The organism is Streptomyces ziwulingensis (assembly GCF_039542605.1).
Taxonomy (GTDB): domain Bacteria; phylum Actinomycetota; class Actinomycetes; order Streptomycetales; family Streptomycetaceae; genus Streptomyces; species Streptomyces ziwulingensis.
On sequence record NZ_BAABIG010000135.1, the window covers coordinates 1 to 561 of the forward strand.

Annotated in this window: 1 protein-coding gene; it reads left to right on the plus strand. The window is 69.2% G+C overall.

What is annotated here, in order from left to right; genetic code table 11:
* Positions 1-561: sulfate adenylyltransferase subunit CysD (gene cysD / locus ABEB00_RS35785; RefSeq protein ID WP_345624913.1), on the plus strand; the 561-nt coding region annotated here is incomplete at both ends.

Sequence of the window (561 nt, forward strand, 5' to 3'; positions counted from 1 at the left end):
CTGCGCCTGCACATCGCCTCCGTCCAGGACTACATCGACAGCGGAGCACTCAAGGAACGCCCGGACGGCACCCGCAACCCCCTCCAGACCCTCCCCCTCACCGAGAAGATCCAGCACGAGAAGTTCGACGCCGTCTTCGGCGGCGGGCGGAGGGACGAGGAGAAGGCCCGCGCGAAGGAACGTGTCTTCTCCCTGCGCGACGAGTTCTCCCAGTGGGACCCCCGCCGCCAGCGCCCCGAACTGTGGAACCTCTACAACGGCCGCCACGCCCCCGGCGAACACGTCCGCGTCTTCCCCCTCTCCAACTGGACCGAACTCGACGTCTGGCAGTACATCGCCCGCGAACACATCGACCTCCCCCAGATCTACTACGCCCACCGGCGCGAGGTCTTCGCCCGCGCCGGCATGTGGCTCACCGCCGGCGACTGGGGCGGACCCCACGACGACGAGACCCTCGTGACCCGGCAGGTCCGCTACCGCACCGTCGGCGACATGTCCTGCACCGGCGCCGTCGACTCCGACGCCGACACCATCGAGAAGGTCATCGCCGAGATCGCCGCC